This is a genomic window from Mariniflexile sp. AS56 (assembly GCF_030552475.1).
In the GTDB taxonomy this organism is placed as follows: domain Bacteria; phylum Bacteroidota; class Bacteroidia; order Flavobacteriales; family Flavobacteriaceae; genus Mariniflexile.
Map to the genome: position 1 here is coordinate 254,074 of NZ_JAUPED010000005.1, position 21,720 is coordinate 275,793.

The following is a 21,720-nucleotide window of genomic DNA, read 5'->3' on the forward strand; positions in this document are numbered from 1 at the left end:
GTTCTATAAGTTGTGCGTTTAAACGTTTAGCAACTAATTAAATATAATGCTCGTTTACTAATTCTATAACACTTTCAACGGTTGGCACTTTAGCAATTCTTACATCGTTAAAGTGTTTTTTAGCTTCATTTGCTGTAGAGTCTCCAATACAAAAAGCAATAACCTCGCTTTTGTTTTTCTGTACAAAACTTTCAACCGTAGACGGGCTGTAAAACATAGCGCTTTCAACCGTGTCTTCTACTTTTAAACCATCATATTTGGTTTGGTAGGCTTCAACTTCTATTACTTTTACGTTGTTTTCTGCTAAAACAGTTGGTAAATCGTCTAGTCTTAAATCGCTGCAAAAGTAAGTCACTTCAGCACCTTCCATAAACTCCACTAAATATTGAGCTAGTTTTTTAGCATTGTTTTCAAAGTGAGTGACTTTGCCAATTTTTTGTTCTACTAAGCGTTTGGTACGACGCCCCACGCAATAAATATTTTTAAATTGAAGTTCTAGAGGTGAAAAATTAGTAAGTAAAGCTTCAACCGCGTTTTTACTAGTAATGATAACGTTTTCAATCTCGTTTTTTAAGAAACGTGGGTGAATTCTATTTAAACTTATTTTAATGAAGTCGCTGCTTTCCACAGTTACTTTTTCATGAAAAAGTAAACGTTGATCTTCAGTGAACGATTTTGTTGAATAGACGTTGGTTTCTTTATGTGAGTTTTTAATGGTATCCATTAAACGTTTGCCACCACGTTCAATTACAAAATTGGCGCAATACTCGGCCATATCATGGTGTTCACCTAGTTTTTTAACACGGGTCACATCAATTCTTTTAGAACCATCAATACTTAAAAGAACACCTTTAAAGTTTATTTCTTCGTCTTTAATGTAAGCCAAAGCGCCAATAGGGGCTGTACAACCACCTTCCAATTTATTTAAAAATTGACGTTCTATTGTGGTACAAATTTCGGTTTCTTCGTGGTTAAGCTGTTTACAAGCGTCAAGAACAAATTCATCTTCCGCTAGAGCTGTAATCATAATGGCTCCTTGTGCAGGTGCCGGAATCATCCAATCTAAATTGATGGCTTCTTCGGGTCTAATACCTATTCTGCCAATACCTGCAGCAGCAAAAATAGCACCGTTCCAATCTTCATTGTCATCGAGTTTTTCTAAACGAGAATTTACATTACCGCGTAACCCTACAACAGTATGCGTTGGGAATCGGTTTAACCATTGTGCACGTCTGCGTAAACTTCCAGTTGCAATGATAGCTTCTTTAGAACCCAAAAATTCTTCGTTATCTTTAAAAACCAAAGTATCATTTACGTTCCCACGTTTTAAAACAGCAGCCTGTACAATACCATTAGGTAATACCGTAGGCACATCTTTTAAAGAATGTACTGCAATATCAATATCATGGTTTAACATGGCGATATCTAAAGTACGGGTAAAAATACCGGTGATACCTAATTCGTAAAGTGGTTTGTCTAAAACTAAATCGCCTGTAGATTTTACAGGCACTAATTGTGATTTAAAACCTAAAGTTTCAAGTTGATTTTGTACTATTTTGGCTTGCCATAACGCTAATTCGCTATCGCGGGTACCAATTCTTATAATTTTAGACATGTGTTGTGGGTTGTAACTGAAAAACCTTTTTTATAAGTTCCAAGCTTTCATCAGTGGGAATGCCATCATCTTTTAAATGATGAGCAAAATGATTTGTTATTTTTTGTATGATGTTGTTGCTTATTAACTCTGCTTGTGCTTCGTTAAAATCGCTATTTTTTTTGCGTTGTGTATCCAATTCCGCAGTAGCGAAATCGAGTAGTTTTTCTTTTAAAGCCTTTATAGTAGGGGCGAATTTTCGGGTTTCTAACCAGCCGTTAAACTCTGAATTTACTTCTTCAATAATCGCTTCAGCCAACGGAATGTGTGCTTTTCGTGCTTCTAAAGTTTTATCTGTAATTTGAGATAAATGGTCTAAATGAACCAAAGTCACATTGTCCAATTCTTCAACATTAGCATCCACATTTTTAGGAATCGATAAATCTAAAATCAAAAGTGGTTTGGTCGATTGGATGATGTGTTTATCAATAGTAGGGCGTTGAGCGCCTGTGGCAACAATTAAAATGTCTGAAGCCTGAATTTCTTCTTGTAAATTGGCGTAATCTTTAACTATTAAATTGAATTTCCCAGCAATTTGTTCTGCCTTTCCTTTCGTTCTGTTAATTAAAGTGATATGCTCGTTTTTGGTGTGCTTTACTAAATTTTCACAGGTATTTCTACCTATTTTTCCAGTACCAAAAAGTAAAATATTTTTGTTTGAAACGTCTTCAACGGTATTAAAAATGTATTGAACCGATGCAAATGATACGGAAGTCGCGCCTGATGATATTTCGGTTTCATTTTTAATACGTTTACTTGCTTGAATAACGGCATTTACTAAACGTTCTGTAAAATGGTTTAATAAATTTAGTTTTTTAGAAACGCGTGCACTTATTTTTAACTGACTTATAATTTCAAAGTCACCAAGAATTTGACTATCTAAACCAGAGCCTACACGAAACATATGCGCAATGGCATCATTATTTTTATAAACGTAAGCTACTTTTTGAAATTCTTCAACCGTGCCTCTTGTATTATCACAAAGTAATTGGATTAATTGAAACGGGTGTTCTGCAAAGCCGTAAATTTCAGTACGGTTACAGGTAGAAGTTACCACTAAACTTTCAATAGCATTTTCCTTAGCTTGGTTAAGCAGCGCTAGCTTAGCGGCTTCATCCAAACTAAAGTGGCCTCGTATGTCGGCATCAGCTTTTTTATAACTTAAGCCAATGGCATAAAAGTATTTGCTTTTAGATATGTTATATTGGTGCATTGTTGTGTTTGTAATTCCGTAGACAAATGTATGTGTATGATTAGTTAAAAAGTAACGCTGAAAGAACTTTTAGTGTCGTTTGTGGTTTTTTGGGTTGTTTTTTAAGTAATATATGATAAAAGTCATATTTTTGCAGTAAAACCGATGTGTTTTGAGTGATTAATTTAGAATAAATCTAAATAACATGATAGAAAATAACGATAAAAATCTGCAAAAAAATAACGCTGTAAGTTCTTTTGAAGAAACTAAAGTAGACGATGGTTTTTTAGTTTTGGTTTATAAAAATGATGGAAGCGAAACGCAAAGTGTTCTTAAAGAAATACATAGCGATTATATTCAATTTCATTTTTGCGTAAAAGGTTCTAGTAAATTTATGTTTAACGAGGGGCGTTATGTGCTTAATATTCTCGAAGAGAACTCGTTATTGTTGTACAACCCACAACGCGATTTACCTATAAACTTGCAAGTTAGCCCACATTCTTGGATGGTTTCTGTGTTGATTTCTATTAAAAAATTTCACGGACTGTTCTCTCAAGAGGCCGATTATATTTCCTTTTTAAATGAAGATAATAAGGATAAAAAATATTATAAAGATGGTAGTATAACACCGTCTATGGCTATTGTACTCAATCAGTTAATTAATTACAATTTGAATCAATCCATTAAAGATTTATACTTTAAAGGAAAGGCTTATGAGCTTTTAAGTTTGTATTTTAACCGAAGTGAAGATGCTAATATTGAGCAATGTCCGTTTTTGGTTGATGAAACTAATGTGATTAAAATTAGAAAAGCGAAAGATATTATTATTGCGCGTATGTCTGAGCCGCCAAGTTTGCAAGAATTGGCCGATGAGATTGGACTGAATCTTAAAAAACTTAAAGAAGGTTTTAAACAAATTTATGGCGATTCTGTTTTTAGTTTTTTGTTCGATTATAAAATGGAAGTTGCCAGAAAGCTTTTAGAATCGGGTGAAAATAACGTCAATGAAGTAGGTTTAAAAGTAGGTTACAGTACGTCTAGCCATTTTATAGCAGCCTTTAAAAAGAAGTATGGCACAACGCCAAAAAAGTATTTGATGTCCTTATCGTGAAATAAATAAATGGAACATTAATTGTATATTTGGTATAAAAGCGAACGGTTATGACAACTTTAGATTTAAGAAAAAGTGTTTTAAAATATATTAATGAAGCAGATGAACGCCTTTTAAAATTAACGGAAGCGTTAGCAGATAGCTATCAAGAGGGAGCTCAAGAGGATTTCATACTAAATGAGGCTGATTATACTATGCTAGATAAGCGTCGCGAGCTTCATTTAAAAGTGAAAAGCGAGTCTTATACTTGGGGGCAGGTAAAGGAACAGGCAAGAAACGCGGCCTGCTAATGACCTTCGTTTTAGAAATTAAAGAAGAAGCAACTGCTAAGATTGTAGAAGCCTATCTTTATTATAAAGCGAAACAAGAGGGGGTGGGCGAAGCGTTTTAATGCATTTAGATGCTTATTTCCATAGAATTAAAACCAACCCCAATCATTTTCCTCAAAGCCGTATTATGAAGCTTTTATTAAAAGATTTCCTTTTATGGTTATTTATGAAGTTGAAAATAAAAAAATAATCGTGTATTCTGTATTTAATACTTGGCAAAATCCAGTGAAGAACAAAAAATATTTAATGTCCTTAAATTAATTTCATGAAAAATATCTTAATAGTATGTATTATCTTTTTAACGTTTTCTTGTAAAGCGACAGATGCGTCGAAGGGACCTGATAAAGTGCTTGTTTTTACAAAAACAAGTGGTTTTCGTCATCAATCTATCGAAACAGGTGTAAAAACAGTTGAGGCCTTAGGGACGGAGAACAATTTTGAAATCACACATACGGAAGATGCCAGCTTGTTTACTGTCGAAAATTTAAAACAATACAAATTGGTTGTTTTTCTAAATACAACGGGTGATGTTTTGAATGAAAGTGAGGAGCAAGCCTTCGAAAGCTTCATTAAAAATGGTGGTAGTTTTATGGGAGTTCATTCAGCGACCGATACCGAGTATGAATGGCCATGGTTTGGGAAATTAGTAGGTGCTTATTTTTTAAATCATCCCAAACAAGCAACAGCGACTTTAAAGCGTGTAAATGATTCGCATCTGGCTACCAAACATTTGAAAAAAGAATGGGTTCATTTTGATGAGTGGTATAATTTCAAGTCAATCAATCAAGATATTAATGTCTTGTTGAATTTGGATGAATCAACTTATGAAGGCGGAAAAAATGGAGAGAATCACCCCATTGCTTGGTATCATGAATTTGATGGTGGTCGATCGTTCTACACAGGTTTAGGACATACCAACGAATCGTATGCCGAACCAGAATTTAAACAACATCTTTTAGGCGGTATTTTATATTGTTTGAAGCGTTAATAGTCGAATTTAAAAAACGGAGCTATGAAATATTTAACCCCAGAAATTGAAGCATTGTCAAATAACACCAACACAAAATCGTTGGCGCGTTCTAGTACCTCTTGTGGTATTTTTCAAGATTGCGATTATAATGAAGAACGACCAAAATTATATCATCAGCAAAAAATAGAAAAAAAGGAAGATTGATATAAAACAGAGGGGTTTTGTTTTTAGAACGAAAAAACTCTGAGAAATAATAAAAGCGTAAATGAAAAAAGGAATTTTACTAGTAAACCTTGGGTCTCCCGATAGCCCAACACCCAAAGACGTAAAAAAATATTTAGGCGAGTTTTTAATGGACGAACGTGTTATCGATATTCCGTTAATTGCAAGAGCAGCACTTGTTAAAGGCATTATTTTAAAAACGCGCCCAAAACAATCGGCAGCAGCTTATAAAAAAATATGGTGGGAAGATGGTTCACCGTTAATTGTGCTTTCAGAGCGATTACAAAAAAAACTACAAAAGCAGGTAAATGTACCGGTGGCTTTAGCGATGCGCTATGGCAGTTTAACGATTAAAAAGGGGCTTCAGGAATTGGTAGATAAAGGTGTTGAAGAAGTGTTGCTCTTTCCGTTATACCCGCAGTTTGCCATGGCAACTACCGAAACTATTACGGTTTTAGCTGAAGAACTTCGTCAGGAATTTTTTCCTAATTTGAAAATTGAATCGGTGCCTGCGTTTTATAATAAACCAGATTATATTGAGGTACTTTCAGATTCTGTAAAACGCCATTTAGAAAGCGTGAATTATGAGCACTTATTATTTTCATATCACGGTGTTCCTGAGCGTCACATTCGAAAAAGCGATATCACAAAATCGCATTGTAAAATAGATGGAAGTTGTTGTGCAACACCAAGTAAAGCGCATGAGTTTTGTTACCGCCATCAATGTATGGAGGTTACTAGATTGGTTGCTGAAAAATTGGAACTTCCAGAAGGGACTTATTCAACTTCCTTCCAGTCTCGTTTAGGTTTCGATCCTTGGTTGCAACCGTATACAGATAGAACGATTGAGCGTTTAGGGAAAAAAGGACTTAAAAGTATGGCTATTGTAACGCCTGCATTTGTGAGCGATTGTTTAGAAACTTTAGAAGAAATTGCCATGGAAGGTCAGGAGATATTTCATGAAATGGGAGGAAAAGACTTTACGACGGTGCCTTGTTTGAATGATGATGATGCTTGGGTAAATTTACTTTCAAAATGGGTTGACCGATGGGAAGGGTCTAAAACAACAGCATAATGACTAAAGTTTCATCACAAGATTTAGGGTCGCAGCCTATTGGTAAAATTTTAATAAAGCAAGCGGTTCCTGCATCTATTGGTATTTTGGTGATGTCGCTAAACATATTGGTGGACACCATTTTCGTGGGCCATTGGATAGGTTCTACGGCTATTGCTGCCATTAATGTGGTATTACCTGTTTCCTTTTTTATCGCTGCTTTAGGAATGGCAATTGGTATTGGAGGTTCTTCTATTATATCGCGCGCTTTGGGAGCCGATAGTCCTGTGAAAGCCCTTAAAACCTTTGGTAATCAAATTACGTTAACTTTATTACTCACCGTTACTTTGGTGGTTGTAGGTTTGCTGTATTCAGATGCTATTATTTTATCCTTTGGAGGGAAAGGCGCTATTTTCGAACCAGCTAAAATTTACTATACCATCGTGTTGTATGGTGTGCCGTTTTTGGCATTGAGCATGATGGGGAATACGGTAATTAGGGCGGAAGGGAAGCCTAAATTTGCCATGTATGCGATGATGCTTCCTTCTGTTAGTAATCTGCTTTTAGACTATATTTTCATCAATGTATTGGGTTATGGTATGGAAGGAGCTGCATGGGCAACGTCTATTTCATACACCATCTGTTTCATATTTATTCTTTGGTTTTTTCTGTCTAAAAATTCAGAATTAAAAATAAAATTACCTCATTTAAGGTTAGACCGATCTATAGTTTCCGAAATAGGCTCTTTAGGTTTTGTAACACTGGCAAGGCAAGCAGTGGTGAGTATCACCTATTTATTTATGAATAATATTTTATTCGATTTAGGTGGTGAAACGTCAGTAACCGCCTATGCAATTGTGGGGCGCATGCTTATGTTTGCCATGTTTCCTGTATTGGGTATTACGCAAGGTTTTTTGCCTATTGCAGGTTTTAATTATGGGGCGAAAAATTACGATAGGGTGCGGCAAAGTATCAATACGGCTATTAAGTATGCAGCGATATTATCGACGTGTATTTTTATCGTTTTAATGGTTTTTCCTGAAGCTATTACGCGCATGTTTACAACCAATTTAGAAGTGATTGCACAAACCCCAAACGATATGCGTTGGGTATTTGCTGCCACTCCTATAATTGCCATCCAGCTTATTGGTGCGGCGTATTTTCAATCTATCGGGAAAGCAATTCCTGCCTTGTTATTAACTTTAACGCGTCAAGGGTTTTTCTTTATTCCGTTAATATTAATATTGCCACAATTTTATGGCGAATTGGGTGTGTGGATTTCTTTTCCTATTTCCGATGTGCTTTCAACCATAGTCACCGCTTATTTTTTAAATAGAGAAGTCAAGACTAATTTAATTAATAAAACCGTTTAGCTATGGCGTATTACTACTATATAAAATCGTTTCATCTTATTTTTGTGATTACGTGGTTTGCAGGTTTGTTTTACATTCCTAGACTTTTTGTGTATCAAATTGAAGCCTTCCATAAACCATCACCCGATAAAGAAATTTTAGGGCAGCAATTAAAATTGATGGCAAAACGTTTGTGGTTTATCATTACTTGGCCATCGGCCATTTTAGCGGTTTTATTTGCTGTTTGGTTGCTTGTTTTACAACCGTCTTGGTTGGAGCAACCGTGGATGCATGTTAAACTGGTATTCGTTTTCCTGCTCATCATCTACCATTTAAAAACCCACCAATATTTTAATCAATTACAAAACGATGTGGTAAAACATACCTCCAGTTTTATGCGTATTTGGAACGAGGGCGCTACCTTTATTCTATTCGCAGTGGTGTTTTTGGTTGTTCTGAAAAGTGCTATTAATTGGGTTTGGGGTGTTGTTGGTATTTTTGTTTTAGGCGTTTTATTGATGTTGGGTTTTAAAGTTTATAAAAACATTCGTAATAGAAATCCAGACGCTTAATTAAAACTCTAATTTTAAGAACTGCTACTTGTAATTTGATATTTCTTTTTTTGGTTTTATCACTTGGTGTTTTTTGGATTGATTATTGCTATATTTAAAGCATCATTCATTGAAATGAAACAGTATTAACGAGTTCTTGATACGCAATAGAATGACTATATGGAAGCTACATGTGACCTATAAAAACATTAAAATAAGCACGTGAAACTTAAAAAACTCTCCTTACGAACCCGTATTTTTTTAGCCATGATTCTTTTAGTATTAATGGCATCGGTACTTATTTCCATAGTTGCTATTTATCAATATAAAGAGCAAAGTAAAGACTATCATGAAGAGCGTTTAGAACGTAAAGAAGAGAGTATTCAAACACATTTAAAACGCGTTTTAAACGGAAGGCAAAATACTTGGGAAGTAAGTACAGAAAACATTCCAATTATTTTTAAAGATGAGGTTTATAATATTGCGGATATTCATAAACTTCAAATTAATTTATACGATTTAGAAGGGTCTTTATTAATTTCATCCAAAGCAGGTTTACACAGTAGTGCTGCTGATCAATGTTTAAATGCTGAAACTTTAAATGCTATTTCGAATACGGCTTTACATAGGCACGTAGATAAACGTATCGAGAATGGAGAAACCTTTCAATCGTCGTATACCTATTTAGTAGATCAAAAATCGAAATCTATTGCTATATTAAATCTTCCTTATTTAGAAAAGGACGATTTTTTAACCAAAGAACTGGAAGAGTTTTTAAAACGTATTGCGGTAGCCTTTATGTTTGTGTTGTTTATGGCTATTTCTATTGCATTTTTACTTTCTAAATACATTACAAAATCGTTAAAAACAATTAGTGATAAAATTAACACCACCCGATTGGAAAAACGGAATCAAAAAATTGTGGTCGATGATACGAGTGAAGAGATTTCTACCTTGGTAAGTTCTTATAATAGCATGATTGATGAGCTTGAAGAAAGTGCCATCCAATTAGCGCGAAGCGAGCGAGAACAAGCTTGGAGAGAAATGGCCAAACAAGTGGCGCACGAAATTAAAAACCCGTTAACTCCCATGCGTTTAACGGTTCAAAACTTTCAAAGGAAGTTTAATCCAGAAGATGAAAATATTCATTCCAAATTAGATGAATACAGCAAAACGCTTATTCAACAAATAGATACCATGAGTTCTATTGCATCGGCATTTTCAAACTTTGCCAAAATGCCTGCACAACAAAATGAAACCTTGAATGTGGTTAATATTGTGAGGCTTGCATTAGAAATTTTTAATGAAGATTACATCGATTTTTCCGCAGAAAAAGAAGAAATTATCGCTAAATTAGACCGTACGCAATTAATACGAGTGGTAACTAATTTGGTTAAAAATGCGACGCAAGCAATGCCAGAGCATAAGGCGCCTAAAATTAGTATTAACGTGTATACGCTTGATAACGAGGTGATTATTACGGTATCAGACAATGGTTCAGGTATTTTGGAAGAAAATATGGATAAGGTTTTCGAACCAAAATTCACCACTAAAACCAGTGGCATGGGGCTTGGACTGGCTATGGTAAAGAACATTGTAGAAACCTATAAAGGCTCCATAACATTTACATCAGAAAAAGATAATGGTACAGTGTTTAAGGTGTCTTTTCCTAAAGAATATTGAAGCCTAGAAAATAAAAATCTTATAAATTAAAACTTATAATATTGAAAAATCTCATTACATTCATGCTTCTATGTTCTTGGTATAGTGTATGGGCGCAATCTGGAGTCTATGTCTACGAACCTAAACATACAGACGGCACAAAATTGAAATGGACACTTAATTTGGAAGAAGACGGGACCTTTATATATCATTTTTTAAGAGATCTTTCGGTGGTTTCAAAAGCAAATACAGAAGAGAACATTTATGGAAAGGGAACTTGGTTGTATGAAGGTAATTCAGTTATTTTATTTTCTAAAGAAGCAGATAATTTGAATGGCGTATATACTTTAAATTTAAATAAATCGAAAGCAAGATATATAAAGAAGTCTCCTAGAGATACATCCAGTAAAATAGTTAAAACAGCATTACGGTTTTATGAATCTGAAACCTTTCATATAAAAGGTTTAGAATTATTTAAAGAATAATAAAAATTAATAAAAAATGAGTTACAATAATATTTTAGTAGAAGAAAATAACGGGATAACCACTATTACCATTAACCGTCCCAACAAGTTAAATGCTTTAAATAAGGAAACTATTGAAGAGTTACGTGAAGCATTTAAAGATGAAGAGGAAGATGAAGATACGAAAGTGATCATTCTAACAGGGAGTGGCGAAAAGGCTTTTGTTGCAGGTGCCGATATTAGTGAATTTGCCAATTTTAGCGTTACCGAAGGTGCTAATTTGGCTGCAAAAGGACAAGAAATATTATTCGATTTTGTCGAAAATTTATCCAAACCAGTTATTGCAGCAGTAAATGGCTTTGCACTTGGTGGTGGTTTAGAGTTAGCTATGGCATGTCATTTTAGAGTGGCGAGCGATAATGCGAAAATGGGGCTTCCTGAGGTATCTCTGGGTGTTATTCCGGGTTATGGTGGTACACAACGTTTACCTCAATTAATTGGGAAAGGACGTGCCATGGAATTGATTATGACCGCGAGTATGATTGATGCGAACCAAGCTTTAAATTACGGACTCGTAAACCATGTAGTGCCTCAAGAAAATTTGTTGCCTCTTTGTGAAAAGATAGCTAATAAAATAGCCAATAATTCGCTGGTTGCTATAGGGTCTGCTATTAAAGCTATTAATGCTAATTTTAAAGATGGTGTTAATGGGTTTGACGTGGAGATTCAAGAATTTGGAAACTGTTTTGGTACCGATGATTTTACCGAAGGCACCACTGCTTTTTTACAAAAAAGAAAGGCTGATTTTCCTGGGAAATAGAAGTTCCTCTATGACAATTCGCATCTAAAAAGCGTATGGAATAACGCCTTCAATATCCAAGTTGTTTTGATTTTTTTAGTGATGAAGGCAGATTCCGATTTATGATATGAATAATTAGCGTTACTTTTGAAGCATTGAAATTATTCACCATCAATTTTTAGTTTATGGAGTACCAAGATGTGTTTATTCTTTTCTGGGAACAGGTAAAAGAAGGTATTGAAGAAGGCAGTTTTGCCAAGTTAACCATGGCAAAGACCATTGGTAAGCCTAACTTGAAAAATATATTTGTTAGACCGGTTTATTCGAAAAACGGCTTTTCTGTTTTGTTGAAATACCGCTTTAGATTAAGAGAAGAAGAGGATATAGAAGAAGAGTTAACATTAGATGAGGCTTTTGTCGTTCTGAAAGAACATCTAAGGAATCCTTTTTCTTCTGTGATAGTATTTACAACCACAAAAGATCTACTTTTCAAAATAAATAAAAAAGGGGCGGGTACGATAATTGAGAACATGCCAACATTTAAAAATATTACAGAAGTAGAGCGAGATACTGAATAATTAATTATGATACATAATAAGTTCCTTTTTATAGTTTTCACCTTACTCATGACGAGTTTGTTCAGCTATGGACAATTAGCCAATACTCCTATTGAATCGAAAAAATATTCGGTTCAAGAATTGAGTCATCCTGGTATCATGCATAGTAGGGAAGAACTTAGTATTTTAAAAGGGCATGTAAATAATGGTGAAGAGCCTTGGGCGCGTGCTTATAAGGCTATGGAGGCATGGAAAGGATCTTCATTAAATTGGACACCTTCGCCTTTTGAACATGTACATCGCGACAGTTATGGGGCCAATAGAGTGGGCGATCCACAAATAGGTAATGATGCGGAAGCAGCCTATTCTCATGCCATACAATGGATTGTTACTGGAAATAAAGCGCATGCTGAAAAAACCATCGAAATATTGAACGCATGGAGTGGCACCATAGAAACCATTACGGGTAAAGATGATAATTTAGTCGCAGGTATGATAGCTCACAAATTCTGTAATGCTGCAGAAATTATTCGTCACACCTATGATAACTGGGCAGAGGATGATGTTGACCAATTTAAGGGAATGATGCGAGATGTCTTCTATCCTTTAATAAGTAATTATTATACCAATAGCCTCAATTCAAATGGAAACTGGGGGCTTTCTATGGTCAATTCGGTACTGGCAATAGCTGTGTTTTGTGATGACGTTGAATTGTTTAACAATGCGGTTTCACATGTAATGGGGACCAATGCACAACCTTACTCGACCTTTTCGGGCTATATAGATGCCAACACTGGTCAATGTCAGGAAAGCGGAAGAGATCAGGGACATTCCCAAATGGGACTGGGGTATTTAGCCGCCATTTCCGAAATAGCTTGGAAACAGGGTGTTGATTTATATGGCTATCTCGACAACCGTCTTTTACATGGCTTCGAGTATTTTGCAAAGTACAATTTAGGAGGCGATGTACCTTACTACAATATGTATGGAAAATTTAAGGACGTCATATCAGAGAAAAGCCGAGGCAAGTACGAACCTGTTTTTGAAAGGGTTTATAATCACTATGTACGTGTTAAAAAACTTCCTATGCCTTATACGCAACAAATTGTCGATAAAATCCGTCCAGAGGGTTTTACTTCTTCGATGATTTCGTGGGGTACGCTAACAGGCTACCAAGGTGAACCTATGGATTCAAATGATTAGTACTTATATTCTGTAAAGCTTCTATAATGTCATCGGGCTCTGAACGTGTTCTATAATCAACGTTAACATAGCTCCATGTAACTACTCCGTCACGTTCAATTACAAATGTGGCAGGAATGGGTAATACACTACCGTTCCCATTATTGATTATATCTAAATCAAGATTGCGATCTACGCGCATATGTTCTACCAAAAATTCTGGAACTTCCCATGCAACCCCATATTGTGACGCTACTTTTGCATCTTGGTCAGACAATACAATGAAATCCATTTCGCTAATTTCATTTTTTGTCAAAGATCCGTCAGGAACCTGTGGGGTAATGGCAACCAATGTTGCACCCAGTGCGTGAATTTCACTTAATCTGGCTTGCAAAGCTCTTAGTTGTAAATTGCAGTACGGGCACCAATCCCCTCGATAAAATGTAACAACAACAGGGCCTTTGCTTAGTAAGCTATTTAAGATTGTTAATTTACCTTCAGTGTTTGGTAGCTCGAAATTAGGGACTTTTTGGCCAACTTTAATAGCATCACTACCTTGTTGGAAGGCTTTTGCTTTATTAATAATAGCATCAACGCCTTTCATGAAATCAGGGTTGGCTTGTCGTCCTGCTGCAATTTTAGCATCTGTTTGTTCTTTTAAATAGCTCATAATTTTCTTTAATTGTTTTGCAGATATGGCAAAGGTAGAAGCTTGTTGTTATGCTCTATCTGATTTTGATAGAATCATGGTTTTACGGTAGTTTTTTAAAGTTTTTTAAAGACTTTTTTTAACTGATTATAATATTTATGGTAATGAGTATTGTTTGTTTGTATTTTTTAAGGAAAATCAGAAGCTAGGAAGTAAAGTAACTCAAGTTGATTAAGCTCAAAATAGCACGTTCTTACCATTCTAAATTTTCATAGTCAATATCCTCGTCATTTATTTCAAGCTGATTTATTTCACAATTTAACCTTTTCGCTTCTTGTTTTAAGAACTTTTCATAATCTTGAAATTCAGATGTGAATTGGACACCTCTTTTTAATAATTCAGGCAATTTTCGGAATGCTCTTTTTCCTCCTTTTAATCTTAAATAATCTGTGTCTATTGATAATAATAGTTGGTAAATATTTTTAGTTCCGCCAAAAATTGCTCCGTTAAAATACGGTTCCAATTCTATTCCGCCTTTTTCATCATAAGAGATGGCTGATTTTTCTAGCCAGTATTCAAGTTGAATTAAGATTGAAAGTTCTAATTTATTCGTTTCTTGACTTTGCATATTAAACCGCAAAGCAGACAATGAAAAAATTATGTGAACCCAAGAAACTTTGCAACCAAAATGTTCAACTTTTTCAAAAGAGAAATGGCTAGTTTTTCGTTTTAGTCTACTTCCTTCATAAGCTTTTCTCAACTCCCTTGAAAACCCACTTATAGAATCGTCTCTGTTTTCTGAATTTTTTATCCTATCATTCTTTTCATTTCCCCAAAAATTTTGGACTAAGGAATGAATCATTCGGATGTCATCGTAAGTACCCCAGATTTCAACTCCAATTCCTTTTTTTGTAGGTACTAAATAAAACATGTTTTTTTCATTTTCTTATCAGGCGTTCGGTTTGTTCAAATGTGCAACAACAAAGTATACCAATTAATTTACTCATGAAAAATACTAGTTTTCCCTTTCTTTTTTCTGTAGACTTTAATGATATAAATTAGAGTCCAAACCAGGAATAAACTCAAGAAAAAGTAAGTGGCTATTACGTATCCTATTCTATATTTTGGAGGTTTACCTAAATATTGACTAATGTCTTTTTTGTTGTTTATTTTAACGGATTTAAAGAGTTCGGTTTTAATGTCGGGGTTAAACTGCGTATCACTGGCATAGAAAAAAGTATATAAGTTTTTATTTAATAAATAAAATTCGGCTTCGTAAGTTGGTGTTTCTAAATCGTTTGCGAATTTTAAATTATATCCCGTAAAACCTTCTTTCTTAACCAGTGTTGTGGTTTTTAAATAATAAGGAACTCTATATCTCATTCGTGCTATAACACGATTGTATTCATCAATTAAACTGGTGTAATCGTATGGTAACCTAGAAAGACTTTGTTTTTGGTCTTCATTTTCAAAAAGCACTTTTTGAACAATAAAGCTGTAAGCATCTGTTTTAAAACTTATTTGGTGTATTTTAAGGCCATCCACAAGTGTTTCCGATTCAACGAAATTTTTTGGCACATCTAAACTTATGAAGTCGTCTAACTTATGCGAGAATTTAGCGTGGTTTTGAGCAGTTATAGTGACGGTAATTAAAACGAAAAAATATATAAAAAGTATTTTCATAGTGGTATGTAATTCTTAATAACCTTTTAAAACTGGTTAAAAAATATGAATAAGTCTAAAGTATGCATTTTTTCAATTCCATATACATTGCAGATGTATATTTAATCAAACATTATTATTGGCGCAGCAAAAATTTGTTAATAACCCTTCTAAATTTTAACAATTTTCAGTTGAAAATATAAGTAATTTTAAGGCTTTAATGTATGGAAAATATATCTTGTTATCTCTAAAATGGACTCAAAAACACCGCTAAAAGGCCGAGGCGCACAACTAAATGTACCCAATCGATTTTTCGAATTGAGTCATGAAATGCGCGATGATTTTTTAGAGTTCTGCCATAAAGAAGGTGAGGAAAGCGATAAAAACAAAACCCAATACCTGGAAGTGTTTCCTAAAACCATTGTAAATAAAGTAGAAAGTCCAGATATTGGTATGTCTTACTCCATGAATGCTTACCAAGGCTGTGAGCATGGTTGTATTTATTGTTATGCACGAAATAGTCATGAATTTTGGGGGTATAGTGCTGGTTTAGATTTTGAACGCCGAATTATGGTTAAAAAAGATGCGCCAAAACTATTAGAGGAGTTATTGAAAAAAAAAAGTTGGCAAGCGCACCCTATTGTGATGTCTGGTAATACCGATTGTTACCAACCTGCGGAAAAACATTTCGAGATTACCCGAAAATGTTTGGAAGTGTTTCTTAAATATAAACACCCTGTAGCTATTATTACGAAAAACGCCTTAATTCTAAGAGATTTAGATCTATTAAAAGAACTTTCAAAGGATAATTTAATTGGGGTGAATATGTCTATTACATCCCTTTCGGAAGAAACTAGACGTGTTTTAGAGCCGAGAACCACCACTATTAGTAAGCGTTTAGAAACGGTGAACATATTAAGCGCACATGGTATACCTGTAAATGTGATGTTAGCTCCTATTATTCCGTCTATTAACAGTCATGAAATTTTATCATTAGCTAAAGCAGCCTCTGATAGTGGTGCCTTAGGCATTGCACATACCATTGTGAGGCTTAACGGGGCAATTGGTGCTATTTTTAGTGATTGGATACATAAAACCATGCCTGATAAGGCTGAAAAAGTATTGCGCCAAATTGAATGTTGCCACGGCGGATCGTTAAACGATTCGCGGTATGGTTCTAGAATGCACGGCGAGGGTAAAATAGCTGAACAAATTAATAGTTTAGTACAGTTAGCGAAGCTTAAATATTTTAAAAATAAGCAGATGCCTAAACTAAATACCCAATTGCATGCGCAGTATAAAGGTGGGCAATTGAAATTGTTTTAAATAAAAAGAGCGAACCCAGGGCTCGCTCTTTTAATAAAATAATTAAGGGTTGGTTAGTTAATAATTTCTTTTGTGAACTCGCGTCCTTCTGTTTTAAAAATTAGTTTGTAGTCACCTTTTTGTTTTCCTGACAGTCTGTAAATACGACTTAGGTTTTCAGTGTTTGTAATTTTTTCAGAATAAATAAGTTCTGGTGTACTAGAAATTGACTCACTGCCTGTAAAATAAATGGCAATATCCATAGGCGCTTTACTTAAAGAAAGTCTAGATACATAAACAATATCACCTTTTATGCGCGTTACCGGTTTAAAAATGGTGTTTTCCATGTCTTTTTTAAATGTAACCGTGTCTGATAATACCGTAAATGGAATGGTTTGAATTTCTACATCTTTATCTAGTTCAAATATGTAGCCCCCGTTTGGTAGTGATGTTAAATCGAAGCCTTTCGTGTAGATTCCAGATTGAAGAATGAGTTCTTTATATAGTACAATACCGTTAATATCTTTAATAGATAATAGGTTTCCTTGCTTTACATTGTTTAAAGTAAGAGAGGTTCTTTTAGCATCATTTTCGATTGAGAAAAATGCTTTTTCATTTGCGAAACTTAACAAGGTAGCAAACAATGTTACCATTAAGAATCCTTTTTTTGAGATGTTTAATACGTTTTTCATAAGTTGTTTTTTTAACGTTTTATAAGACAAATATATAACCGTTTTTTAGTTTTTAAATCACTGATATTGATGCATTTGTGTGCTAAATTATCTGTTATTATTACATCAATTTTAGGTAAAATTAATATAGAGTATAATGGGGGTAATTAAGTATACCCTATGTGTTTATTGAAATGAAGAAAAGAGGGAAAGGGAAATTTTAAAAGCAGTAACTAAGTACTTGAGTTGAGATTAAAGCAAAAAAAAAGTGAGCCACCACAGCTCACTTTACCAACTAAACTAAATAAGACATTAAACTAATTGTTAATGAATTTTGTGTACTCTTTATTATCAGAGCTAATTACTATTTTATAACTTCCTTTTTCTAATTTGTAAACTCTTTCAATAGCTTGAACATCTGTAATGCTTTCAGCGTGTAATAATTCGTATTCGTTATTGGCATTCGAGTAAACACTAATTTTAACAGCTTCCGAGTTTGGAGACAATTTTGTAATGTATAACAAGTTGTTTTTTTGTACGATATATGGTTTGTAGCTTGTTGTTTCTTTTTCTTTGTTTACAACAATGCTTTTAAAGCTAATTGTAAATGGGATCGTTTTAATTTCAATGTCCTTATCTAATTCAAAAACATAATCACCATCAGGAAGTGATGTAAAGTCGAACCCTTTTGTGTAGATTCCCGCTTTTTCAATTTGTTCTGAATATAATACGATACCGTTGGCATCTTTAATAGACAATTTGTTTCCAGCTTTTACATCTGTTAAAGTAAGTGCCGTTTTTTTTGCGTCATCTTTAATAGAGGTAAATGATGCTTCATTCGCGAAACTTAATAAGCTAGTAAATAGTGTTACTATTAGGAATCCTTTTTTTGTGTTGTTTAATATATTTTTCATGACTTGTGTTTTTTAATGTTTGATAGGGCAAATATATGGTGCGTTTTCGGCTGGCAAAACATTGATTTTGACACATATCTGTGCTAAATTATCTGTTATGATAATATTAACATTGTGTTAAGTTAATATAGCACACATCGATGGTAAATATGAACAGTTGAGGAAAAAGCGATTTTGAAAATTTGTAAAATAGGCTAAGAAGTGCCTACGAAGTATAATGTTTTAAATGTCTTCTAAAAAAGTAGTTTAAAAGGATATGGAGTTATTATTAAAAAGCGAATGCTTTTAAAAACAACTATGAATTTTATAGATAGAATGTCTTATATATAATAGGTAGAAAATGCGAGTTAAATATATGGGAAGAAGTATTTGAAAATAGGGCACAAAAAAAAGTGAGCCACCACAGCTCACTTTACCAACTAAACTAAATAAGACATTAAACTAATTATTAATGAATATTGTATACTCTGTGTTATGAGAGTTAATTTTTTGTTTCTTTTTCTAAAACTTTTATGTTAGTATGGGTTAAAAACCTACTACCATATTGTAAAACGCAATAATCTTACAATTATTGTAATAAATAACAACTTAATGTTGTTGTCTATTTTTATGACTTCTGAAATACTATTCTTTAACAGAAATACCTAATGTTCTACGGTACAAATATATGATGGAATAAGAGTTAATAAAACAACAAATTTGACCAATATATATGCTATATTGACTGTTAACTAAATGTTAAATGGATTAAAAGGTAATATAGCATATAATCGGGTTAAATAAAGCTATGTTTGCATAATAATATATTGTAATTTTGCATCTAAATTAATTTGTATGATTAATAAAAAACCAACTTTTAGGAAGCTCTCCCCAAGTTTCGGAAGTTCTATATTAGTTAAGCAACATGTAGAAACAATTGATAAAGACGGCGCTTACTGGCATTTCCATCCAGAATTAGAGCTCATTTATATAAACAAAGGGCAGGGTAAAACACATATAGGAAACCATTTATCCTATTTTAATAACAGTCAATTAATACTTATTGGGTCTAATTTACCGCATAATGGCTTTACCGATAGGTTAACGGCCAACGGTACCGAGACAGCAGTACAATTTAAATCTAATTTCTTAGGTGACGATTTTTTGAGTATCCCAGAAATGGCGAATATTGTGTCGTTATTTGATAGAGCCAGACAAGGCATTCGATTTAAAGTAGAAACTAAAAAAGTAATAGGGCCTAAAATTGATAAACTTCTGGAACATCAAGGCTTAAAGCGTGTTTTGAAGTTTCTAGATATTCTAAATTACTTAGCAACTACCGAAGATTACACTCTGTTAAATGCCGATGGGTTTGCTTTTGAAGCAGAACCACAAGACAGTTCTAAAATTGACGTGATTTTTAAATACGTGAATAAGAACTTTCAAAACCATATTACTTTAGATGAAATTGCAGATGAGGTGAGTATGACGGTACCAGCATTTTGTAGGTATTTTAAAAAAGCAACCGGAAAAACATTTACACAATTAGTGAATGAATATAGGGTGGTACACGCTACTAAATTGCTCAATGAAAGCCAAATGAGTATTGCTGATATTTGTTTTGAGTGCGGTTTTAATAATTTCTCGCATTTCAATAAGCAGTTTAATGAAATTACAGGTAAAAGTGCCTCAAATTATAGAAAGGAAATTAAGTTAATTATTCAATAATTAACTTAAGCCTTCCCATTCTGTATAAAACTGGTCAAGATATAAGGTCATAAAATCATGTCTTTTCGTGGCTATATCTTTACCTGTTTTTGTGTTCATTTTATCTTTTAGAAGTAGCAATTTTTCATAGAAATGATTGATTGTTGGGGCGTTTGATGCTTTATATTCTGCCTTCGTCATCTGTAAATTAGGCTTAATGTCTGGATTGTAAATTTCTCTATTTTTAAAACCGCCGTAATTAAAACAACGTGCAATACCAATAGCGCCAATAGCATCCAATCTATCGGCATCTTGTATAACATCCAGTTCAGCCGATTTAAATTTCTGGGCCTCGTGACCGCCTTTAAATGAGATGTTTTCAATAATTTTTACAACATGTTCAATCACTGTCGAGTCTACATTCAGGTTGAACAAAAATTGACGTGCTTTGTTAGGGCCAACCGTTTCGTCGCCGTCGTGAAATTTACTGTCGGCAATATCATGAAGCAAGGCACCAAGTGAAACTATAAATAGGTCTACCTTTTCTTTTTTAGCTATGAGTAGTGCGTTTTTATACACCCTTTCTATGTGAAACCAATCGTGCCCACCTTCAGCGTCAATAAGGGTGTCTTTTACAAAATCGATGGTTTTATTTATTATTTGTTCTGAAGTCATAAGGGTATAAAAATAAAAATTCCTTTCGGTTTAGAAAGGAATTTTATAAAGATATATAAGGTTGTTCTATTACTTAATAATAGCAGGTTCTACCCATTTAAATTGAAATGAGTTTTCCGGAATTTTAATACGTTCAGATAAACGATACATTCTTGATGGAAGCTTCATTAAATAATCTCTAGCTTTTTCAGCTTCATCATTAAGTCCAGTTACTTTATCAATTTCCCAACGTTTGATTAATTTATCTAAAATGTCTACATAATCCGTAGATGTGTAAACACCAATACGTTGTGCCGTATTAGAAAACTCTTCAAAAGCAGAGCTAATTTGGTTTCCAGATTCTCTTAAAAAATGCGCAGGCATGGTTATTTTAAGTTTCATCATATCATGAAACGCCATCATCATTTGGCTAGGATCTACTTTAAAGATACGTTCAACAAACTCAGAATAAGCATGGTGGTGTCTCATTTCATCTCCAGAAATAATTTGACACATTTTAGCCAATTGCTTATTACCACTTTTCTTAGCGATTTTAGCAACACGGTTATGTGAAATATAAGTCGCTAATTCTTGAAAACTAGTGTATACAAAGTTTTTATAGGGATCTCTATCAGTTCCAATATCAAAACCATCTGCAATTAAATACTGTGTGGTTCTTTCAATTTCTTTCATGTTAACACGTCCAGAAAGGTATAAGTACTTGTTAAGTACATCACCATGGCGGTTTTCTTCGCCGGTCCAGTGGCGTACCCATTTAGACCAGCCGTTGCGCTCTACTTGCCCAACACCTTCAACATCCATTAACCACGATTCGTAGGTTGGTAAGGCTTCTTCGGTAATCATATCACCTACTAAAACTACCCAAAAATCATAAGGTAATTCTTTTGAAAGTTCTCTTATTTCACGTACTTCTTCAAAAAAAGTATCACTTTCAGAATTTGGTAAAAAATCTGAAGGTTGCCAAATGGTATCAACAGGTATTAAATACTTTTGTATTAAAGCTTCAACGTCCTTTTCCAAAAATTGCATTACTTCTAGTCTTACATTCTTTAACGACAT

The 21,720-nt window shown here is 34.0% G+C and carries 23 protein-coding genes; 14 read left to right on the plus strand and 9 right to left on the minus strand.

Annotation, left to right across the window (positions count from 1 at the left end; all coding sequences use genetic code 11):
* Positions 1-37: 37 nt before the first annotated feature.
* Positions 38-1,615 (minus strand): hydroxymethylbilane synthase, encoded by a 1,578-nt coding sequence (hemC, locus tag Q5N74_RS08490; protein WP_304388344.1) that lies wholly within the window; start codon positions 1,613-1,615, stop codon positions 38-40.
* Positions 1,608-2,867, minus strand: a complete 1,260-nt coding sequence (hemA, locus tag Q5N74_RS08495; RefSeq protein ID WP_304388345.1) for a glutamyl-tRNA reductase — start codon at positions 2,865-2,867, stop codon at positions 1,608-1,610. Before hemA ends, hemC begins: the two co-directional genes overlap by 8 nt.
* 184 nt (positions 2,868-3,051) lie before the next feature.
* Here hemA and Q5N74_RS08500 point away from each other — a divergent pair, with 184 nt between their 5' ends.
* The 12 genes from Q5N74_RS08500 to Q5N74_RS08555 all read left to right on the plus strand — a co-directional run bounded on the left by Q5N74_RS08500 (position 3,052) and on the right by Q5N74_RS08555 (position 13,120).
* Complete coding sequence (locus Q5N74_RS08500) at positions 3,052-3,957, plus strand: AraC family transcriptional regulator (protein WP_304388346.1); 906 nt, start codon at positions 3,052-3,054, stop codon at positions 3,955-3,957.
* Positions 3,958-4,007: 50 nt separating this feature from the next.
* Positions 4,008-4,247 (plus strand): hypothetical protein, encoded by a 240-nt coding sequence (locus Q5N74_RS08505; RefSeq protein ID WP_304388347.1) that lies wholly within the window; start codon positions 4,008-4,010, stop codon positions 4,245-4,247.
* A gap of 304 nt (positions 4,248-4,551) precedes the next feature.
* The gene (locus Q5N74_RS08510) at positions 4,552-5,274 is read left to right on the plus strand and encodes a ThuA domain-containing protein (RefSeq protein ID WP_304388348.1); all 723 of its coding nucleotides are present in this window, start codon (positions 4,552-4,554) and stop codon (positions 5,272-5,274) included.
* Positions 5,275-5,298: 24 nt separating this feature from the next.
* Positions 5,299-5,460: a hypothetical protein gene (locus tag Q5N74_RS08515; protein WP_304388349.1), complete on the plus strand. Its 162-nt coding sequence runs from the start codon at positions 5,299-5,301 to the stop codon at positions 5,458-5,460.
* 61 nt (positions 5,461-5,521) lie between these two features.
* A complete protein-coding gene (hemH, locus tag Q5N74_RS08520) occupies positions 5,522-6,553 on the plus strand; it encodes a ferrochelatase (protein WP_304388350.1) in 1,032 nt (343 codons plus the stop codon).
* On the plus strand, positions 6,553-7,905 hold the full coding sequence (locus Q5N74_RS08525; protein ID WP_304388351.1) for an MATE family efflux transporter: 1,353 nt from the start codon (positions 6,553-6,555) through the stop codon (positions 7,903-7,905). The genes hemH and Q5N74_RS08525 overlap by 1 nt, the downstream gene beginning before the upstream one ends.
* Positions 7,906-7,907: 2 nt before the next feature.
* Positions 7,908-8,456: a CopD family protein gene (locus Q5N74_RS08530; RefSeq protein WP_304388352.1), complete on the plus strand. Its 549-nt coding sequence runs from the start codon at positions 7,908-7,910 to the stop codon at positions 8,454-8,456.
* A 201-nt stretch (positions 8,457-8,657) separates the two neighbouring features.
* Positions 8,658-10,118 (plus strand): ATP-binding protein, encoded by a 1,461-nt coding sequence (locus Q5N74_RS08535; RefSeq protein ID WP_304388353.1) that lies wholly within the window; start codon positions 8,658-8,660, stop codon positions 10,116-10,118.
* Between the two features lie 41 nt (positions 10,119-10,159).
* Entirely contained in the window at positions 10,160-10,582 is a 423-nt protein-coding gene (locus Q5N74_RS08540) for a hypothetical protein (RefSeq protein WP_304388354.1), read from the plus strand.
* A gap of 16 nt (positions 10,583-10,598) precedes the next feature.
* A complete protein-coding gene (locus Q5N74_RS08545; protein ID WP_304388355.1) occupies positions 10,599-11,381 on the plus strand; it encodes an enoyl-CoA hydratase/isomerase family protein in 783 nt (260 codons plus the stop codon).
* A gap of 164 nt (positions 11,382-11,545) precedes the next feature.
* Entirely contained in the window at positions 11,546-11,938 is a 393-nt protein-coding gene (locus tag Q5N74_RS08550; protein ID WP_304388356.1) for a hypothetical protein, read from the plus strand.
* Between the two features lie 6 nt (positions 11,939-11,944).
* Entirely contained in the window at positions 11,945-13,120 is a 1,176-nt protein-coding gene (locus Q5N74_RS08555; RefSeq protein WP_304388357.1) for an alginate lyase family protein, read from the plus strand.
* On the opposite strand, the gene Q5N74_RS08560 is transcribed toward Q5N74_RS08555, so the two are convergent.
* The 3 genes from Q5N74_RS08560 to Q5N74_RS08570 form a co-directional block, all read right to left on the minus strand.
* Positions 13,101-13,769: a peroxiredoxin-like family protein gene (locus Q5N74_RS08560; RefSeq protein ID WP_304388358.1), complete on the minus strand. Its 669-nt coding sequence runs from the start codon at positions 13,767-13,769 to the stop codon at positions 13,101-13,103. The two genes, Q5N74_RS08555 and Q5N74_RS08560, sit on opposite strands and share 20 nt — an antisense overlap.
* Positions 13,770-14,001: 232 nt before the next feature.
* Positions 14,002-14,679 (minus strand): hypothetical protein, encoded by a 678-nt coding sequence (locus tag Q5N74_RS08565; protein WP_304388359.1) that lies wholly within the window; start codon positions 14,677-14,679, stop codon positions 14,002-14,004.
* 68 nt (positions 14,680-14,747) lie between these two features.
* Positions 14,748-15,431 carry a hypothetical protein gene (locus Q5N74_RS08570; RefSeq protein ID WP_304388360.1) on the minus strand — a complete coding sequence of 228 codons (684 nt, stop codon included), beginning with the start codon at positions 15,429-15,431 and terminating at the stop codon, positions 14,748-14,750.
* Positions 15,432-15,662: 231 nt separating this feature from the next.
* Between Q5N74_RS08570 and Q5N74_RS08575 the strand changes: the two genes are divergently transcribed.
* Positions 15,663-16,736: a PA0069 family radical SAM protein gene (locus Q5N74_RS08575; RefSeq protein ID WP_304388363.1), complete on the plus strand. Its 1,074-nt coding sequence runs from the start codon at positions 15,663-15,665 to the stop codon at positions 16,734-16,736.
* A 53-nt stretch (positions 16,737-16,789) separates the two neighbouring features.
* On the opposite strand, the gene Q5N74_RS08580 is transcribed toward Q5N74_RS08575, so the two are convergent.
* Together Q5N74_RS08580 and Q5N74_RS08585 are read right to left on the minus strand one after the other, a co-directional pair.
* Positions 16,790-17,407 (minus strand): hypothetical protein, encoded by a 618-nt coding sequence (locus Q5N74_RS08580; protein WP_304388364.1) that lies wholly within the window; start codon positions 17,405-17,407, stop codon positions 16,790-16,792.
* Positions 17,408-17,703: 296 nt separating this feature from the next.
* Entirely contained in the window at positions 17,704-18,300 is a 597-nt protein-coding gene (locus Q5N74_RS08585; protein WP_304388365.1) for a hypothetical protein, read from the minus strand.
* Between the two features lie 834 nt (positions 18,301-19,134).
* Between Q5N74_RS08585 and Q5N74_RS08590 the strand changes: the two genes are divergently transcribed.
* Positions 19,135-20,007: an AraC family transcriptional regulator gene (locus tag Q5N74_RS08590; RefSeq protein WP_304388367.1), complete on the plus strand. Its 873-nt coding sequence runs from the start codon at positions 19,135-19,137 to the stop codon at positions 20,005-20,007.
* Here the strand turns inward: Q5N74_RS08590 and Q5N74_RS08595 are convergent, their stop codons facing one another.
* Complete coding sequence (locus tag Q5N74_RS08595; RefSeq protein ID WP_304388368.1) at positions 20,008-20,661, minus strand: HD domain-containing protein; 654 nt, start codon at positions 20,659-20,661, stop codon at positions 20,008-20,010.
* 69 nt (positions 20,662-20,730) lie between these two features.
* Positions 20,731-21,720: an acyl-ACP desaturase gene (locus tag Q5N74_RS08600; RefSeq protein ID WP_304388369.1), complete on the minus strand. Its 990-nt coding sequence runs from the start codon at positions 21,718-21,720 to the stop codon at positions 20,731-20,733.

Coding starts and splice junctions, on each gene's coding strand:
- Q5N74_RS08570 (WP_304388360.1), bottom strand. CDS start 15,431: ATGAAAATACTTTTTATATATTTTTTCGTTTTAATTACCGTCACTATA.
- Q5N74_RS08550 (WP_304388356.1), top strand. CDS start 11,546: ATGGAGTACCAAGATGTGTTTATTCTTTTCTGGGAACAGGTAAAAGAA.
- Q5N74_RS08510 (WP_304388348.1), top strand. CDS start 4,552: ATGAAAAATATCTTAATAGTATGTATTATCTTTTTAACGTTTTCTTGT.
- Q5N74_RS08595 (WP_304388368.1), bottom strand. CDS start 20,661: ATGACTTCAGAACAAATAATAAATAAAACCATCGATTTTGTAAAAGAC.
- Q5N74_RS08515 (WP_304388349.1), top strand. CDS start 5,299: ATGAAATATTTAACCCCAGAAATTGAAGCATTGTCAAATAACACCAAC.
- hemA (WP_304388345.1), bottom strand. CDS start 2,867: ATGCACCAATATAACATATCTAAAAGCAAATACTTTTATGCCATTGGC.
- Q5N74_RS08565 (WP_304388359.1), bottom strand. CDS start 14,679: ATGTTTTATTTAGTACCTACAAAAAAAGGAATTGGAGTTGAAATCTGG.
- Q5N74_RS08545 (WP_304388355.1), top strand. CDS start 10,599: ATGAGTTACAATAATATTTTAGTAGAAGAAAATAACGGGATAACCACT.
- Q5N74_RS08580 (WP_304388364.1), bottom strand. CDS start 17,407: ATGAAAAACGTATTAAACATCTCAAAAAAAGGATTCTTAATGGTAACA.
- Q5N74_RS08590 (WP_304388367.1), top strand. CDS start 19,135: ATGATTAATAAAAAACCAACTTTTAGGAAGCTCTCCCCAAGTTTCGGA.
- Q5N74_RS08525 (WP_304388351.1), top strand. CDS start 6,553: ATGACTAAAGTTTCATCACAAGATTTAGGGTCGCAGCCTATTGGTAAA.
- Q5N74_RS08555 (WP_304388357.1), top strand. CDS start 11,945: ATGATACATAATAAGTTCCTTTTTATAGTTTTCACCTTACTCATGACG.
- Q5N74_RS08560 (WP_304388358.1), bottom strand. CDS start 13,769: ATGAGCTATTTAAAAGAACAAACAGATGCTAAAATTGCAGCAGGACGA.
- Q5N74_RS08575 (WP_304388363.1), top strand. CDS start 15,663: ATGGACTCAAAAACACCGCTAAAAGGCCGAGGCGCACAACTAAATGTA.
- Q5N74_RS08600 (WP_304388369.1), bottom strand. CDS start 21,720: ATGTCGTTAAAGAATGTAAGACTAGAAGTAATGCAATTTTTGGAAAAG.
- Q5N74_RS08500 (WP_304388346.1), top strand. CDS start 3,052: ATGATAGAAAATAACGATAAAAATCTGCAAAAAAATAACGCTGTAAGT.
- Q5N74_RS08530 (WP_304388352.1), top strand. CDS start 7,908: ATGGCGTATTACTACTATATAAAATCGTTTCATCTTATTTTTGTGATT.
- Q5N74_RS08585 (WP_304388365.1), bottom strand. CDS start 18,300: ATGAAAAATATATTAAACAACACAAAAAAAGGATTCCTAATAGTAACA.
- hemC (WP_304388344.1), bottom strand. CDS start 1,615: ATGTCTAAAATTATAAGAATTGGTACCCGCGATAGCGAATTAGCGTTA.
- Q5N74_RS08505 (WP_304388347.1), top strand. CDS start 4,008: ATGACAACTTTAGATTTAAGAAAAAGTGTTTTAAAATATATTAATGAA.
- hemH (WP_304388350.1), top strand. CDS start 5,522: ATGAAAAAAGGAATTTTACTAGTAAACCTTGGGTCTCCCGATAGCCCA.